The organism is Botryobacter ruber (genome assembly GCF_003347595.2).
In the GTDB taxonomy this organism is placed as follows: Bacteria; Bacteroidota; Bacteroidia; order Cytophagales; family Hymenobacteraceae; genus Pontibacter; species Pontibacter ruber_A.
Genome location: NZ_QCZK02000055.1, coordinates 196414 through 211735 on the forward strand (window position 1 = coordinate 196414; position 15322 = coordinate 211735).

Here is a 15322-nt window from a genome sequence, read left to right on the forward strand (position 1 = left end):
CGGATTTTTTTAGTTAAGCAGCCTGTGATTTAGAGAAAACCCGGTTCAGTACGCGCAGGTACATGCCAGAAAATTTTTCGTAGCACCAGCTTTTAAGTTGCGTAATCTCGTCCAGTCCCAGGAATTTTAACGACTTTTTTAACTCTTTTTCAAAAAGCTCTTTGTCGAAACTCACTTTTTGTAAAATGGTCTTAACGTATTCTAACATTGTCGTATTGATATAATATATTAGATGTAGGTTTTTTGCGTTGTTACTATAATTTGTTCTTTAAGTCTTTCTTCTTCTCTTGGTTATCTGGTGCTGTAAAGGTAGGAAGAAAATAATATTTAAATCAATAAAAACTAACAAATATTTGTAAGAATTTTTTCTTTTAGCCCGGTTGACAGTTATGTCTATCTGCTGTTATTACGTTGTTGTAACATAAAAGTTAAGCTGTTAAGTGTAAACAGCTTCTGCTTATAATGCTATGCAACGTTTAAAAATGAAAATAATGTAGCGATACATGAATTTGCTTTGATCATACCCCTTGCTGACCAGCTTCGGCTGCAGAAAAATGGCTTGAGGCGGTTCAGATATACTGCTGCTACTGCCACCATTCCCTTACCGCCTGCCAGGCAAGCACAGCAGAAGTGCGGTTTTGCAGAAAAAGAATGGTGCAGTTTACAGGAAAGTTACCCGGTTGCCGGTTATTTAGCGCGGTATCTGCACCCAAATGGTTGTGCAGCTGTGTACTAATGCCAAAATTTCATAAATTTGCTTTTTATTCCTGATACAACTCATGCCGCACAGTGGCGGTTCCGGTTTATGCGCTTATTGCTTGTCGCTTTGTTCTTTATCGTCTGTCATGTGCCGGTGCTGGCGCAGCAAGTCAGTATTGAGCTGGGTAAGACGACATTCCCGATCAACCAGTATTTTACAGTATCGGTGGTGCTGGAAAACCAGGAACTGAAAGAGCATTCTCCTTTTCCGGATATCGAGGGCTTTAAAAAGAGCAGCCGGTTTTCGTCTACTAAAACCATAACAGCCGGCGGTAAAAGTACAGTAGTGTACACGCTCACGCAAAACTATGCTGCCTTCGAGGAAGGTGAATTTGAACTGGAGCCCTTTACCATGCGGGTGAACGGGCAAACGGTGCAGTCGAAGGGGGCCGTGCTGCAGGTGCAGCCAATGGCTGTAAGCAATGGGCAGGGAGTGCCGCTGCCAGAGGAGGGGTTAACCGACGAAGAGCCGGGGGAGGTGGTGTCGGATGAGCCGCAGGAGTACATCGACATGGAAGATAATGCCTTCCTGTCGCTTTATACAAACAAGCAGGAAGTGTTTATAGGCGAAGGGTTAACAGTGGCCTTATATTTTTACCTGGCCATAGAGGACCAGCGCCTGCTCGATTTTTACGACTTTGGCAACCAGATTTCAACCATCCTGCGGCAGCTGAAACAGCCCAATGCCTGGGAAGAAACCTTTGAAACCACGGAAATAACGCCTGAAGAAGTAACGGTTGGCGGTAAATCTTTTCTCAGGTTTAAGCTCTACGAGGCCGTTATGTATCCCATAAACCCGGAGCCGCTTACTTTTCCTGCACTTTCTTTGAAGATGATAAAGTATAAGGTGGCTAAAAACCTTAACTTGTTGAGCCAAGACAGGTTGGAAGGGTATAAAACCTTTTTTTCGTGGGAACGGGTGGTTTCGGTGAAAGAACTGCCGCCGCACCCCCTGCGCGAACAGGTGCCCGTTGGCATTTACAGCTTACAGGAAAGCCTGTCGCAGCGTACGGTGCCTGTGAACAAAAGTGTAACATACCAGTTCAGGATTGTGGGGGAAGGAAACCTGGCGGCTATCCTGGCGCCGGAGCCTGCGCCGGTGCAGGGGCTGGAGTTTTACCCGCCCGACCTGCGGCAGGATATTACCAGGCGCAGAGGCAGAGTAGTAGGAGCTAAAACCTTTGCCTATCGTGTAATAGGCCGTGAACCGGGAACATATCCCTTACACGAAACCATGCAGTGGATCTTTTTTAACCCTGTTACGGCAGCCTACGATACGCTAAGACCGTCGGTAACGGTACATGTTACAGGCGAGCGCGATACCGATGCCCTGATTTTGTCGCGGGACCTGGGGCCTTTTTACAAGATTATTCAAAACGAAGACGACACTTTAGTCAGCCTGCATTCTTTTGAGGAAATCAGGCGCTACACCAATATTATTTTGCTGGTACTACTGCTGGTATCGGCTTTTGTGTTTTATAAAAAAGAAGTATAAATGAGCAATTCATACGGAAAGCTTTTCAGGATCACGACTTTCGGAGAATCCCATGGGGCTGCTGTAGGCGTTATTGTGGATGGCTGCCCTGCAGGCCTCGACATCACCACAGAAGAAATACAACATGCCCTGGACCGCCGCCGCCCGGGCCAGTCCAACATTACCACTCCCCGCAAAGAGGAAGACAAGGTAACCGTGCTATCGGGGGTATTCGAAGGCAAAACACTGGGCACGCCCATTGCCATGGTGGTAAATAACAAAGACCAGGCCAGCCACGATTACAGCCATATCGAGCACGCCTTCCGCCCTTCGCATGCCGACTATACCTACACCGCCAAGTACGGCCTGAGAGACTATCGTGGCGGCGGCAGAAGCTCTGCCCGCGAAACTGTAGCGCGTGTGGCCGCCGGTGCACTGGCAGCCAAATTCCTGCAGCAGCACGGCATCAGCGTGCATGCTTATGTATCGCAGGTAGGCAGCATTAAAATGCAGAAATCATACACCGAGCTTGACCTGAGCCAGATCGACTCCAACATCGTGCGCTGCCCCGACAGTACCGAAGCAGCCCGTATGATTGGTCTGATAGAAGACGCCCGCGACAGCCTGGATACCATTGGCGGCGTGGTGAGCTGTGTGGTAAAAGGTGTGCCGGCCGGACTGGGTGAGCCTGTGTTCGATAAGCTTCATGCCGAACTGGGAAAAGCCATGCTCAGCATCAATGCCGTGAAAGGCTTTGAGTATGGCAGCGGCTTTGAGGGTGTGAAAATGCGAGGTTCGCAGCACAACGACCAGTTCTATACCGACGAGCAAGGCAACATCCGGACAAAAACAAACTACTCCGGTGGTATCCAGGGCGGTATCTCCAATGGCCAGGATATTTATTTCAACGTTGCGTTCAAGCCGGTTGCTACCATTCTGCAGCCCCAGCAAACCATCGACGACAGCGGTCAGGAAATCACCCTGAAAGGCAAAGGCCGCCACGACCCCTGTGTGCTGCCGCGTGCCGTGCCTATCGTAGATGCCATGGCTGCCCTCGTGCTCGCTGATTTTATCATGCGTCAGCAGGCAAACAAAGTATAAACAAAGCGTTTAGTTAGCCATAAAAGCAGCGGGGCCATCCTTTTCAAGAGTGGCCCCGCTGCTTTTTTATTATATTCCTTGGCTTAGAAAAGCTTCAGTTCAACTACCAGGAACCAAACCAGCAGAAGGATGGGCAGCAGGAACGGAATGGAGAAGCGGATAATGTAGGCAAAGAAAGAAGGCATTTTGATACCGGCACTTTCGGCGATGGCTTTCACCATAAAGTTAGGCCCGTTACCGATGTAGGTAAAGGCGCCAAAGAGCACAGCTGCCAGCGAGATAGCCTCCAGCAGGATAATGGTGCCCGGATCTGCTCCGGTACCGGTAGCAAACTGCCGCACCTCCACCACACTGTTCTGAGCCATATCGTACTTGGCCATGGCCAGCGACATAAAGTTGGCATACGTTGGCGCGTTATCCAGGAAACCGGAGAGGGAGCCTGTGGCCCAGTAAAGGAAGTTTGGCGTAATGTAGGATGCAAACTGTGGCGATGAGGCAATCTCAGCAGAAAGCTGCAGTGCCGGCATCATTGAGAAGAATATGCCAAAGAACAGGAACACCACCTCCAGGATCGGGTGGAAGTTAAACTGGTTACCCGCCAGCGCTGTTTTAGATGAAAACCGGAAGCAGAAGAAAGCGGCCGTTAACTGAATAATTTCGCGCAGGAAAGAGAACCTGTTGCCGTCGTAGTTTACATGGGGCAGACCATCAATTACGTTCGGGTCCAGGAAAATGGCGCCAATAATAATCGCTAACCAGAACAGGTTGCGCTTCCCGCTGATGTAGAACTCTGTTTTAGCTTCGTTCCTGGCTTTCACTTCAGGACGGGGAACAAAGGCTTCTTTGTTGCGGCGGTCGAGCAGGAAGAACAGGAGGCACAGTAACGCAATGCTCAGGATCCAGGGCATAAAGAGGTGCTGCAGTGTCCAGAAGAAGGGTACGCCTTTCAGGAACCCGATGAACAGGGGCGGATCGCCGAGCGGGGTTAAAAGGCCACCTGCGTTACTTACAATGAAGATAAAGAAGATGATCTGGTACGGCTTGATGCGGTGTATGTTTAGCCGGATAAAAGGACGAATCAAAAGCAGCGAAGCGCCTGTGGTTCCCACAATATTTGCCAGAAAAGCGCCGAGGGCCACCAGAGCCACATTCATCAGTGGCGTAGCATTGGCATTGATGTTAATGTAAATACCTCCTGCTGCTATGTAAAGCGAACTAAGCAGAACCGCAAAAGAGAAGTATTCAAAGAATGTGTGAATGGGCATGTGCACGTCGTGCAGCACAAATACGTAATAGGCCAGCACCGTTAAACCCAGTGTAACAGCTACAGTTTTATAGTTGTGTTCCCAGAAATGACCAAAGAAAATAGGGCCGCTGGCAATCATGCCAATCAGGAGCAGGAACGGTATAATCAGAAAGCCCGGAACAGCAGCGTGGGCCTGTGCCAGAATTGCAAAGCTATACAGCATGTTAAACGTGAGGTAATTTTTTCTGAACAAAAATTTAACTGCGGCGCAAAGTTACGTTTTCTGGTATAAATAGCTAGAAATAGTAAAACATTGTGCAAACCGGCTCCGCAATTTGCATAGTTGTGGCAGGAAATACAGGAATTCAGAAATAATGATTAATTTTGGAAACTTTAAAACATGTGCAAAAGTTTTAATATAAAAGAAAGAATTCTATGACAGAAAATAAAGGAAACACGGTTTCGGTTTATGCCGAAGCTAGTCCAAACCCCGAATCAATGAAGTTTGTGCTGAACACGTCTTTTCTGCCAGAAGGCCAGAGCGTGGATTATCCAAACCTCGAGAGCGCTGTAAATTCACCATTGGCACAGGAACTGTTCAACTTCGACTACGTGTCGCGGGTGTTCATTGCCAGCAATTTTGTTACCGTTACCAAAAACTCTGACCTGGAGTGGGTACGACTGATACCGGAACTGCGCACTTTCCTGAAGTCGTATGTAGAGGCTGGTGGGCCTATCTTTACCGAAATGCCCGTTGCTGCCACAGCAGAGCCTGCTGCCGGTGCCGATACTACGCCTGAAGATGCTGCTCTTTCTCAGAAGATCATCGACCTGCTGGATAACTATGTGCGTCCGGCGGTGGAGCAGGATGGTGGTAACATTACCTTTAAATCATTTCATGATGGCGTGGTTACTGTTTACCTGCAGGGCTCCTGCAGCGGCTGTCCGTCTGCTACCGTTACGCTGAAGGCCGGTATCGAAAACCTGCTCAAGCGCATGATACCAGAGGTAAAAGAGGTTGTAGCCGATGGCGTGACTTACTAATCATAAAACCATACAACGCGAAATGCCAGCTTTCCTTCGAAGGCTGGCATTTTTTATTTCCTCAGCAGCAGAGGCAGTGGTGGCAGCTGCAGCAGACTTTTTGGAGTGCTACAGCTACTGCCAGGAGTTTCAGAACGACTCTTCCAAGCCATTATTGGTCTGCTGCACCAGCCACCACTGCCGCTGCTGCTTGTTTATGAATGCAAAAAAAAACAGGCTGGAACTCCGGGAGCTCCAGCCTGTTTTTACTGTTTAAGATTGATTAACGGGATTGTGCCTGCTGTACGGGTTTTGCCGGAGTAGCAGCTGGTTCTTTCTTCTTTTTCATGGTATCCACTACAATTGGCGTAGCGATGAACAGGGAAGAATACGTACCGAAAACCACACCGATGATCATGGCCAGCGAGAAGCCTCTCAGCACCTCACCACCAAAGATGAACAGCACCAGCACCACCAGGAACAGCGTTAACGATGTGATAATCGTACGGCTGAACGTGCTGATAAGCGCAGGGTTCACCACGTCACGGATGTGGGCACGTGGGCTTTCGTTCATGTACTCCCGCACACGGTCGAAGATAACCACGGTGTCGTTGATAGAGAAACCGATGATGGTGAGAACCGCAGCAATAAATACCTGGTCGATCTCATAAGAAACGCCAAACATATCCAGGATAGCGAATACGGCAATGATCATGAGCGCATCGTGCAGCAAGGCGATAACACCGCCCAAGCTGAACTGCCAGCCTCTGAAACGGAACATTACGTACACGAAGATGCCCACCAGCGCCAGCAGGATAGCGATAAGCGCTGTGTTCTGGATGTCGTCGGCCATGGTAGCACCTACTTTAGACGAGCTCAGGATTTGCGGATTCTGATCGCTGAACTGCTGCAGACCTTCTACCAGCGCTGCTTTCACCTGCTCATCGGCCTCGATGCTCTCATCGTCTGCCTGCCAGCTGGTAATTACTTTCAGGCGGTTCGAAGCGCCAAACGTTTTTACCTCTGTACCTGCCGACTGGAAATCATCTACCAGGGCAGCACGCACATCAGATGCAGGAACGGCAGTATCGAAGTTTACTACGTAAGAACGTCCGCCTTTAAAGTCAACGCCCAGGTTCAGGCCTTTGTTTACAAACATGGCCACAATACCAAACGCAAGAATTGCAAACGAGAACGCATAAGCTGCTTTTCGGTACTTCATTACATCAAACGTGATGTTGCGGAACATTCTTTCCGTTAAAGCAGTGGAGAAAGATAACTTGCCACCTTTTTTGAAGGTGCTTTCCACGAATAGTCTTGAGATAAATACCGAGGTAAAGAAAGAGGTTACGATACCGATCATCAGCGTGATAGCAAAACCTTTTACCGGACCGGAGCCGAAGAAGTACAGGATAAAGCCTACCAGGAAGGTCGTAACGTTCGCATCCAAAATCGTGCTGAATGCTTTGTCGTAGCCCTTGTTGATGATTTCGCGCATGCTCAGGCCTTTTTTGGCTTCTTCACGCATACGCTCGAAAATCAGTACGTTCGCATCCACGGCCATACCCAGTGTAAGTACGATACCGGCGATACCAGGCAGTGTAAGAGCTGCGTTAAACTGTGCCAGCACGCCCAGGATAAAGAACACGTTAAATAACAGCGCTAAGTCGGCAATAAAACCACCGCGGCTGTAGTAGGCAATCATGAAGATAACCACCAGCAGCAAACCTGCCAGTGTCGAGATTAACCCCTGGTTGATAGCTTCCTGGCCCAGTGACGGACCAACGATTGCTTCTTCCACGATACGGGTAGGAGCAGGCATTTTACCGGCTTTCAGGATGTTGGCAAGGTCTTGTGCTTCTTCGATGGTAAAGTTACCGCTGATAGAGGAGTTACCACCTGTAATTTCGCTTTGTACCACCGGGGCAGAGTATACATAATCGTCGAGTACGATAGCGACCTGGCGGCCAATGTTGGCACCTGTTAAGCGGGCCCATTTTTTAGCACCATTCGGGTTCATGCTCATCGAGATCTCCGGACGACCGCTCTGGTCAAAATCCTGGCGGGCTTCGTTAATGGCATCGCCGCCGAGTGGCGCTTTTCCGTCACGTCCTTTTTTGATCGCATACAGCTCTACGAACTGCTGACGACCATCGCCTGAAATTGGCTTCACACCCCACAGGAACTTCATGTTCGGCGGGAAGATAGCGCGTACTTCAGATCTTGAGAACAGGTCGTTGATTTTAGCTGTGTCGCGTACGTTAGCGCCCAGGCCGTTTGGTGTCATGGTGAACAAACGGGCCATTACGCTGCTTTGCTGCATGGCCAGCGAATCTATAGCGGCTGAATCGGGCTTAGCTGTTTCTGCCTGTGCCAGTGCTGCGGTTGTGTCTGCAGCTGCCGAATCGGTAAGGGCTGCACGGGCCAGCACGTCGTCCGTTTCTTCGGTAACAACGGCTTTGGTTGCATCTTCAACTTTAGGTTGGGCAGTAGTGCCACCCAGGTTCAGTTTACCCGCTTTTTCCTGCTCTACCAGGTAGTCATTCAATTGCGAGAAATAAGGCGAAAATTCTTCAGGCGACCATACTTCCCAGAACTCCAGGTTTGCCATACCGGAAAGGAGCTTACGAACACGGTCCGGGTTGTCGATACCAGGAAGCTCGATCTGGATACGGTTAGAGCCTCTGAGGCGCTGGATGTTTGGCTGTGTTACACCAAATTTGTCGATACGTGTGCGCAGGATGTTGAAAGAGCGGTCGATGGCGGCGTCTACTTCTTTTTCGATCTCGGCCAGTACTTCGGCATTGGACGACTCGTAGCTGATGCGGCCACGGTTGGCCGGGTTAGAGAAGATGCGGCTTAGGCGGCCATCCGGATCGATTTCGCGATAAGCTTCTCCGAACAGGGTGGTGAAATTCTCCTGGCTGTTTTTCTGCATTTCCTGGGCACGGGCAAGTGCTTTCTGGAAATTAGGATCTTTGCTGTTTCCGGCCATGGATTTGATGATTTCGATAGGCGACACTTCCAGTACCACGTGCATGCCACCTTTCAGGTCAAGACCAAGGCCAAGTTCTTTCTCTTTTATTTCCTGGTACGTATAGTTCATGAAAACCGGCTCCTGCCAGATGGAATCCAGGTAAGCCTGTTGTTTTGCAAGACTTACATTGCCTTGTGCATCAGTGGCATACGCCTCTGCGTCATTCTGTACTTTCCGGGAAATAAACGAAAAAGACAGGTAGTACAGGCATAGCGCCGATACGATGAGCGTGAGGATAATAATTAAATTTTTGTTCCGCATTGTCAGTTTTAAATATTAAAAGTATTGGTATTGATTCGTTGAAATATATCATGGGCAGCATCCTGCCAATAGCCCGGAAGCTTTAACAGTTGCCTGGTTGTCCTGCAGGAGCTATATTATTATCGCTGTGGCAGGGCAAAAAAGAATAATGGAAAGGGTGTGGATGTCAGCCTAGGGAGCCTGGGGCTGAATTGTGATCGGGAACAGTACTGCCGCAAACCCAGCGCCGGGCAGCGAGGCCACAAGAGCAGGTAATGCTTCGTCGGAAGGAGCGGCAAACGTTTGATTCGGTACAGGAATGACAGCCTGCTGCAGATTCAGGGCAACAAAGGAGGTGGTTGCCTCCAGCGATACCTTCTGCTTTACTTCTGTCCTGGTGTCAGCGTCTGATGTGGTGTTGAACTGTACTGCTTTGGGGGCAGTGGCTTTGGCCGGCGCACGATAGGCTACAACTTCCTGCCCGTTGAGCATGAGAGCCCAGAGCAGGGTGAAAGACAACAGCAGGTGTCTTAAGTGATAGCTTATGTTGTAGTGCTTTGGCATAATTTGGCTACAAATGTAGCGCCTTTTTTACAAAAAAGTCAAACGCTTAACGATTAATCTCAATAAATCGTTTAATATCGTGTTTTTTTCCGATAAGGATCAGAATATCAGAAGGATAAATGATGGTCTCGGCCTTTGGAACACCTATGATATGTTCTACCTGGGTGGCTTTGCCGTCCTGTATTTCCTCGAACGCACGTTTGATAGTTATCAGGTTGAGGTTATATTTCTCGCGGAGCGATATTTTAGCGATGCTGCGGTTGGCAATGCCGCGTGGTGCATTTATCTCTACGATCTCGTAATTATCGGGCAGCGGCAGGAACGTCCGGATGCTTGGCTGCAGCAGGCGTTCTGCCACGGTTTTACCCACCTCACCCTCCGGCGACAGGATTTCCTGCACCCCCATTTTCTCCAGTATCCGGCGCTGCTGTTTGTTGGAGGCCCTGGTAATGACACGCTTTATGTTGAGCTCCTGCAGGTTGGCGGTCGTGATGAGGAGTGCCTCAAAGTCCTCGCCAATGGCAACCACTACCGCGTCCATGTCCTGCACGTTCTGTGCCTCCAGGGCCCGGATATCGGTAGAGTCGAGGGTGACGGCATAAGCAACCACCTCTTTAATGTTCTCCACATAATCCTCGTTTATATCGATCGCCAGTACTTCTGCGCCCCGCTCTGCCAGGGTCCGGGCAATGGAGTTGCCGAAAATTCCGAGTCCTATTACTGCAAACTTATGCCTCATGCTTTTATGTTACTATTCAGGAAGGTGACAAGCACATCGAGCGCTTTTTCAAAATGATTGTTGTTGGGTATAATAATGTCAGCGTCGTGTTTGTAAGGCTCGATGTACTTTTCGTAGGTAGGCGCCACATGGTGTGTGTAGCGGTACAGTACATCGTCCAGGTCATAGCCGCGTTCTATCCTGTCGCGCACAATGCGGCGCTGCAGTTTTATGTAATCTTTGGCGTCTATAAACACTTTCAGGTCGAGCAGACGGGCAACTTCTTCAAAATGAAATACAAAAATGCCTTCTACCACTACGATGGGCGCCGGCTTAAACGCCAGTTGCCGGGGTGTTGCATCGGGGTTGTTAAAGGTGTACTCGGTGCGGTAAACCGTTTCGCCCCGGCTTACTTTCAGGATGTCCTGTGCATAGGCTTCATCGTCAATACAGGAAGGTAGATCGAAGTTGATAACTCCGTTCGGATCAATTGTATGGTGTTCGCGGTCTTTGTAATAAGTATCCTGCGAGATCAGGCAAACGTGCTCCGGAGCGAACGACGTAAGCAGTTTATTCAAAAATGTTGTTTTCCCTGAAGCACTACCTCCTGTAATCCCGACAATAAATGGCTTTTGCATAGGAAACTTTAATTTCAGAACGCAAAATTACGCTTTTGCAAGTTAATGTGCTAATGTGTTAATGTGCTGATGAGTTAATTTGCTCATGTGTTAGTGTGCTGATAGCGTAATGTGCTTATGGGCTAAATTGTTCTAATCCTGAAAATTCAAAAATTCTGTAAATCCTGATTCAGACAATGAAGCAGTGCAGCCTTTCAACCTGATCAACAATATAAAAATTAACACATCAGCACATTAACCATGGTTTTTCAGGAACTCCACCAGTTTTCGGATGGCGGCGCCCCGGTGGCTGATGGCGTTTTTTTCTTCGGTGCTCATCTGGGCAAACGTCCGGGTGTGGTTGTCGGGGATGAAGATGGGGTCGTAGCCAAAGCCTTTGTCGCCTTCCCACCTGGTGGTGATGTGTCCGTTTACGATGCCTTCGAAGTGGTGCTCCTGCCCGTCGAGGAACAGCGTAATGGAGGTTCTGAAGCGGGCTTTGCGGTTTTCTGCTTTCTTCAGGTTGTTCAGCAGCAGTTGTATGTTATCGGTGTCGCTGCGCTGGGGGCCGGCGTAGCGGGCAGAATAAACACCCGGAGCGCCTCCCAGGGCCTCCACTTCCAGGCCGGTATCGTCGGCAAAGCAGTTAACGTGGTACTTCTCCCATACATAGGCCGCCTTCTGCCGCGAATTGCCTTCCAGCGTGTACTGGTCTTCGCGCAGCTCTTCGTGGCAGCCAATATCTTCCAGTGTCAGCAATTTGTACCTGCCTTCCAGCATGCGGCCTACCTCGGCGGCTTTGTGCTTGTTGTTGGTGGCAAAGCAAAGCTCTTTCATGGGGTTAATTTGCTAATGAGTTAATGTGCTAAATTTTGTATTGCTAAACGGTTAAATTGTTAAAAGATTCAATTCTCTAACTCTCTAACTCCCAAACTTTCTAACTCCTATACTTCCTTATATCAGGTAGGCAGCCACTTCGCTTTCCTGCAGCACCACTCTCACGTGCTCGTGCAGCGTAGTTGCCAGCGAGTAGCCGGTGTAACTGGCAGAAACCGGGAAGAGCTTATGGCGTCTGTCCACGAGGGTGGCAATTTCTACTTTACGGGGAGCGTGCTTTAAAAAGGTGGCCAGTGTGTAAGCCAGAATCCGACCGGTGTTCAGTACGTCGTCTACCACAATCACTACCTTTCCTGCCAGGTCAATGGTGTCGGGCAACAAGGTAACCTGGCTCTCTACCGGCGCCGATTTATCGATGGTGACCTCCAGGAGTGTTACCGACAAGCCGGAGATCTTTTGTAGCTCCTGTGTCAGCATCTGCGCCAGGATATACCCGTTTTCGTGGATGCCGGCCAGCACAAGTTCCTTTTCCTCAAAATTATGCTCGTACATTTCGTAAGCCATCCGGGTTATTTTCTGTCGGATTTGCTGCTGGTCCAGTATCTGGTTTTGGTGCGGGTGCGTCATAAGTTTTTTACGATTAGCTGCCGGTATTGCCGCTATGGTGCGGCAGGGGCAAAAATAAAACAATATTTCGGAGGATTGCCTGTTTTAAAGTATCTGTAAAATAATTTGGTTCATAGCATTTTATATTAAAAAAAACTTGTTAATTTTGCAGTCCGATTGAGAATTAAGGTTAATAAACGTTTATATAATAATGAAAAAAGACATTCACCCAACATACAGAGAGGTGGTTTTTCAGGATACTTCCAGTGATTTCAAATTCGTTACCCGCTCTACCATGACTTCTGACGAGACCATCACCATGGAAGACGGTAAAGAATATCCTGTAATTAAAGTAGAGGTTTCTTCTGCTTCACATCCTTTCTACACTGGTAAAAACATCTTTGTGGACACGGCAGGACGTGTTGAGAAATTCAACAAGCGTTATCAGAAAAAATAAGCCTTTTTGGGTTAAAACGTTTAAAAGAAAAGTCTTCCCGTTTATTTCGGGAAGACTTTTTTATTTTTGCGCCTATGAACATCATTCTCTTCGACGAACCTACCATACGGCAGTCGCTCGTGCCGCTAACCTATACACGGCCTGTTGCCGAAATCCGAATCGGTATCCTGACCATCGCTGAAAAATGGCAGCATTATGCAGGAGCAGCAACAAGTTACCTCACACAGCCTTACCTGCAGCAAAAGTACCCGAAGCAGCCCGGAACACCTGCAGTATATATAAACGGCGCTGTTTGCCCGGATGAACAGTTAGTGGCGCAGGTAAAGCAACTGAAGCAGGGCGAAGGATTGTACCACAACGGCATGCTGGTGGCCCTGCATAGCGGCGGACAGCAACTGCAGTCGGTGGAAGAGCTTCTGCAATTTGTCGTAACGGAGAAGCAGGAGGTTGAAAACTGCGTGGTGGTGCGCCAGGTGTGGGAGATATTCCAGTTTAACGGAGCGCAAATCCGGAGCGATTTTAAGCTCATAACAGCCGGGCGCAAAAGCCAGCCGCTGCAGGACAGGCACACGATGGTGTACGGCGAAGAAAATATTTTTATTGAAGAGGGAGTGGTGGTACGTGCAGCCGTACTAAACGCGGAAGCCGGTCCTATTTACCTCGGGAAAAACGCGCAGGTGGAAGAGGGGGCGCTGATTCGTGGACCGTTTGCGCTTTGCGAAGGCAGCACCGTGAACATGGGCGGCAAAATGCGCGGCGATACCACCGTTGGACCGCAATCGAAAGTAGGCGGCGAAATAGGCAATTCGGTTATCCTGGGCTACTCCAACAAAGGCCACGACGGTTACCTGGGCAATTCGGTGCTGGGCGAGTGGTGCAACCTGGGGGCAGATACAAACACTTCGAACCTGAAAAACAACTATGCGCCTGTAAAACTCTGGAGCTACGCCAGAAATGGTTTTGTGAATACCGGGCAACAGTTCTGCGGCCTCATCATGGGCGACCATTCCAAAAGCGGCATCAATACAATGTTCAACACCGGTACGGTGGTAGGCGTAGCGGCCAATGTGTTTGGTGCCGGGTTTCCGCGCAACATGATACCCTCCTTCGCGTGGGGCGGTGCAGCCGGTTTCGAAACGTTCCAGCTAAACAAAGCCTACGAAGTAGCCGAGCGCGTTATGGCCCGCCGTAAAATCGATCTCACCGATACCGACAAAGCCATCCTGGCCGAAGTATTCGAACAGTCGAAGCAATACAGGGTGTGGGAGAATGTTTAATGTGCTAATTTTTTAATGTGCTGATGTGTTAATTTTGAAAATTGTTAAATTGTCTGAACCAGGATTAACCAGATTCAGGGATTAGCAGGATGAGAGGCAATGGTGGCAGGAGCAGTAACAATTTTTAACTCCTGTACTTTCTAATTCTTTAATCCAATAACGAATAACGAATAATCAATAACTAAAACAGCGCATTAAGTCCCTCCCCAATAACGAATAACCAATAACTAAAACAGTGCAATTCTCGCAGATAACAGGTCATCAGGAAACGAAGAAGCTTCTGGTAAGCTCGGTACAGCAGAACCATGTGGCGCACGCGCAGCTTTTTCTGGGGCAGGAGGGGAGCGCGAACCTGGCGCTGGCGCTGGCCTATGCCACGTACATCAACTGCGAAAACAAACTGCCCGACGATTCATGTGGAACCTGCGGCAGCTGTACCAAAATGAACAAGCTGGTGCACCCGGACTTCAACTTCGTGATGCCGGTTACCAGCACCAAAAACGTGACGGGCAAAGATGTGCTGAGCCAGAAGTTTTTGGCGGAGTGGCGGGAGTTTGTGCTGGCAAGTCCGTACCAGGGGTTGAACGAGTGGATGCAGTTTATCGGGGCCGAAAACAAGCAGGGCAACATTTCCAGGGAGGAGAGCCGGCAGTTGGTAAGGCTGGTATCGCTGAAGGCCTTTGAAGGCGATTACAAGATCGTGCTCATCTGGCTGCCCGAGCTCATGCACACCACTGCTGCCAATGCGCTGCTCAAGCTGCTCGAAGAGCCGCCTGCCAAAACGCTTTTCCTGCTGGTGTCGCAGTCGGCGGAGAAGCTGCTGGCCACCATCACCTCCCGCACGCAGATTGTGCAGGTGCGCAACTTCACCGATGACGAGGTAAAAGCCTGGCTGCAGGAAAATTACCAGACCAATGAGCAGGCGGCCTACCAGGTAGCCCAGTTGGCAGAAGGCAGCCTGAATGCAGCCACCAAACTGGTTACCGAAGTCAGCAGCGACTATTTTGTGTTCTTCCAGGACTGGATGCGCCACTGTTATTCCTATAAGTTTGCAGAGGTAGTGGATATGAGCGAGGAATTCCAGAAGCTGGGCCGCGAAAACCAGAAGAACTTCCTGCTCTACGCCCTCAACCTGTTCCGGAAAGTTACGCTTTATGGCGTAGATGCGTCGCTGGTGCCGTTTATGCCACCTGCCGAACAGAACTTTATACAGAATTTCTCGAAAGTAATTACGCAGCAAAACGCAGGGCAACTGGCCGAAGAACTGAACGAAGCACACTACCACATCGAGCGCAACGCCAATCCTAAAATGGTGTTCGTCGACAGCTCCATCAGCATTGCCGGCTACCTGCGCCACAACAGATAA

At 49.3% G+C, this 15322-nt stretch carries 14 protein-coding genes; 6 read left to right on the plus strand and 8 right to left on the minus strand.

Annotation, left to right across the window (positions count from 1 at the left end):
* Positions 1–13: 13 nt before the first annotated feature.
* Positions 14–208, minus strand: coding sequence for a hypothetical protein (locus DCW36_RS19065; protein ID WP_114778349.1), 195 nt, complete (start codon positions 206–208; stop codon positions 14–16).
* A gap of 546 nt (positions 209–754) precedes the next feature.
* Between DCW36_RS19065 and DCW36_RS19070 the strand changes: the two genes are divergently transcribed.
* Positions 755–2254, plus strand: coding sequence for a BatD family protein (locus DCW36_RS19070; RefSeq protein ID WP_128396994.1), 1500 nt, complete (start codon positions 755–757; stop codon positions 2252–2254).
* Complete coding sequence (aroC, locus tag DCW36_RS19075; protein WP_114778351.1) at positions 2255–3334, plus strand: chorismate synthase; 1080 nt, start codon at positions 2255–2257, stop codon at positions 3332–3334. It abuts the gene before it with no gap.
* An 83-nt stretch (positions 3335–3417) separates the two neighbouring features.
* Here aroC and DCW36_RS19080 read toward each other — a convergent pair whose 3' ends face one another.
* Positions 3418–4803, minus strand: a complete 1386-nt coding sequence (locus DCW36_RS19080; protein WP_114778467.1) for a sodium:proton antiporter — start codon at positions 4801–4803, stop codon at positions 3418–3420.
* A 212-nt stretch (positions 4804–5015) separates the two neighbouring features.
* On the opposite strand from DCW36_RS19080, the gene DCW36_RS19085 reads away from it, so the two are divergent.
* Positions 5016–5624, plus strand: a complete 609-nt coding sequence (locus tag DCW36_RS19085) for a NifU family protein (RefSeq protein ID WP_114778352.1) — start codon at positions 5016–5018, stop codon at positions 5622–5624.
* 262 nt (positions 5625–5886) lie between these two features.
* On the opposite strand, the gene secDF is transcribed toward DCW36_RS19085, so the two are convergent.
* The 6 genes from secDF to DCW36_RS19115 form a co-directional block, all read right to left on the minus strand.
* The gene (secDF, locus tag DCW36_RS19090) at positions 5887–8901 is read right to left on the minus strand and encodes a protein translocase subunit SecDF (RefSeq protein ID WP_114778353.1); all 3015 of its coding nucleotides are present in this window, start codon (positions 8899–8901) and stop codon (positions 5887–5889) included.
* 171 nt (positions 8902–9072) lie between these two features.
* Entirely contained in the window at positions 9073–9444 is a 372-nt protein-coding gene (locus DCW36_RS19095) for an RNA methyltransferase (RefSeq protein ID WP_240676245.1), read from the minus strand.
* A gap of 46 nt (positions 9445–9490) precedes the next feature.
* Positions 9491–10183: a potassium channel family protein gene (locus tag DCW36_RS19100; protein ID WP_114778355.1), complete on the minus strand. Its 693-nt coding sequence runs from the start codon at positions 10181–10183 to the stop codon at positions 9491–9493.
* On the minus strand, positions 10180–10800 hold the full coding sequence (udk, locus tag DCW36_RS19105) for a uridine kinase (RefSeq protein WP_114778356.1): 621 nt from the start codon (positions 10798–10800) through the stop codon (positions 10180–10182). The genes DCW36_RS19100 and udk overlap by 4 nt, the downstream gene beginning before the upstream one ends.
* Positions 10801–11034: 234 nt before the next feature.
* Entirely contained in the window at positions 11035–11616 is a 582-nt protein-coding gene (locus DCW36_RS19110; protein WP_114778357.1) for a non-canonical purine NTP diphosphatase, read from the minus strand.
* Positions 11617–11733: 117 nt separating this feature from the next.
* The gene (locus tag DCW36_RS19115) at positions 11734–12243 is read right to left on the minus strand and encodes a phosphoribosyltransferase family protein (protein ID WP_114778358.1); all 510 of its coding nucleotides are present in this window, start codon (positions 12241–12243) and stop codon (positions 11734–11736) included.
* Between the two features lie 190 nt (positions 12244–12433).
* On the opposite strand from DCW36_RS19115, the gene DCW36_RS19120 reads away from it, so the two are divergent.
* The 3 genes from DCW36_RS19120 (at position 12434) to DCW36_RS19130 (ending at position 15322) form a co-directional block, all read left to right on the plus strand.
* A complete protein-coding gene (locus DCW36_RS19120; RefSeq protein ID WP_114778359.1) occupies positions 12434–12679 on the plus strand; it encodes a type B 50S ribosomal protein L31 in 246 nt (81 codons plus the stop codon).
* 74 nt (positions 12680–12753) lie between these two features.
* A complete protein-coding gene (locus DCW36_RS19125) occupies positions 12754–13956 on the plus strand; it encodes a GlmU family protein (protein WP_114778360.1) in 1203 nt (400 codons plus the stop codon).
* Between the two features lie 235 nt (positions 13957–14191).
* A complete protein-coding gene (locus DCW36_RS19130) occupies positions 14192–15322 on the plus strand; it encodes a DNA polymerase III subunit (RefSeq protein ID WP_114778361.1) in 1131 nt (376 codons plus the stop codon).